This is a genomic window from Bathymodiolus azoricus thioautotrophic gill symbiont, from assembly GCF_001298715.1.
Taxonomy (GTDB): Bacteria; Pseudomonadota; Gammaproteobacteria; order PS1; family Pseudothioglobaceae; genus Thiodubiliella.
Map to the genome: position 1 here is coordinate 1 of NZ_CDSC02000247.1, position 1,499 is coordinate 1,499.

At 38.4% G+C, this 1,499-nt stretch carries 2 protein-coding genes and 1 pseudogene; 1 reads left to right on the top strand and 2 read right to left on the bottom strand.

Features of this window, described 5'->3' with window-relative positions:
- Positions 1-16 precede the first annotated feature (16 nt).
- Together BAZSYMA_RS10665 and BAZSYMA_RS04680 are read right to left on the bottom strand one after the other, a co-directional pair.
- Positions 17-236 (bottom strand): annotated as a pseudogene (locus BAZSYMA_RS10665) (IS30 family transposase); the annotation flags it as partial.
- A 304-nt stretch (positions 237-540) separates the two neighbouring features.
- Positions 541-900: an RCC1 domain-containing protein gene (locus tag BAZSYMA_RS04680; RefSeq protein ID WP_090716142.1), complete on the bottom strand. Its 360-nt coding sequence runs from the start codon at positions 898-900 to the stop codon at positions 541-543.
- Between the two features lie 19 nt (positions 901-919).
- On the opposite strand from BAZSYMA_RS04680, the gene BAZSYMA_RS04685 reads away from it, so the two are divergent.
- The coding region (locus tag BAZSYMA_RS04685; protein ID WP_090716145.1) for a DDE-type integrase/transposase/recombinase at positions 920-1,499 on the top strand (580 nt) is incomplete at its 3' end.

Here is a 1,499-nt window from a genome sequence, read left to right on the forward strand (position 1 = left end):
TTATATTGGGACGAATTCAACCCATAAGTACAACACTTCCATTTAAAAAATAGTCTTTGCCAGTCATTTTGGCAAAGACCTCAAATGGGGTCGTCTTGCACCCCAAGCATTTCCTAAGTCTATTATTCATTAAATCTATTGCCCTAAATGCTTCTTTCTCACTCACATTATCTAAAGCCATTCGCTTAGGGGAAGAATTGCCTTAACAGTCCATTGTGATTCTCATTTAAGCCCCTTTAAGACCCCTGCATTAACTTTCAAAACTTAAAATGTGGGTTTTAAAAACTCACTAAATCAGTAAAAATATACTTTTTTGTGTCTATAAATACCACTTTTTATAAAATTTAGCGATTTTATGGTTATTATTTCCCACCAATTTTTAATTATTTTTCTAATGCAGGGGGTCTTATCAATTAGACCAAAGGGTTATTGTTGCCAATCCTTATTTCTTGCGGATAAATCGCACTAGGGTTTTTTTAGCACCCTTAAGTATTTTAATCGGTTAATTTTAAAAAACTTTAAGTTAACACTGACCTATATTTAATCGGATGTAGTGATAGATGCAGGTGTAGCGCCTCCAAAGCGTGAGTCACCCCACGCCGTGATTGATCCATCGACTTTAACGGCAACAAAGGCATACTGAGTTGAATAAATCTTTATATAACCACTATCAGAGGGCGCACCTGTACCTCCAAAACTGCCACCCCACGCCGTGATTGATCCATCGGCTTTAAGAGCGGCAAAGGCGTTAATGGTTGAATAAATCTTGGTATAGCCACTATCAGAGGGTGCAGTACCCCCATAGCCCCACGACGTGATTGACCCATCGGCTTTAAGGGCGGCAAAGGCTTTACTAGTTGAATAAATTGGTTCTTTCAAATCCTGAGTGGGTAACCCCATTAAAATAACACTCTACCACATGAATGCGAATACTAATGCACATTCAAGAGCGATTATACACGGGGCTAAGGCTTCGAATACTACCTTAGCACACCGCTTTGGTGTTAGCACTAAAACCATTGCCAAATGGAAGAGTCGTGATTTTGTTAAAGACAAAACCTCAAGACCAAAGACAATACACTACGCTTTAAATGAGACCGAGCGTGAGATTATTCGAGTAGTACGAACCCTCACTTGGTTAGAACTTGATGACTTAACTGATAGTATTGTTGCCTGCATGCCAAATGCCAATAGGAGTGATGTATATCGCACTTTGGTGTGTTTTGGCATTAACCGAGTGCCACAAGAAAAGAAACAACAAGCCTCTACATTTAAGGAATATGAGCCTGGATATTTACACATTGATGTTACCTATTTACCAAAACTAGCGGGTAAGAAGCAATATTTGTTTGTTGCCATTGATCGTGCTACTAGGGTGCTTTATTTTGAGATTTATGAGAATAAAACCGCTATCAATGCCGTTGAGTTCCTTAATAATTGCAAGGACTTTTATCCTTTTACAATTACGCATATATTAACTGATAATGGCTTAGAGTTTA

Coding starts and splice junctions, on each gene's coding strand:
- BAZSYMA_RS04680 (WP_090716142.1), bottom strand. CDS start 900: ATGGGGTTACCCACTCAGGATTTGAAAGAACCAATTTATTCAACTAGT.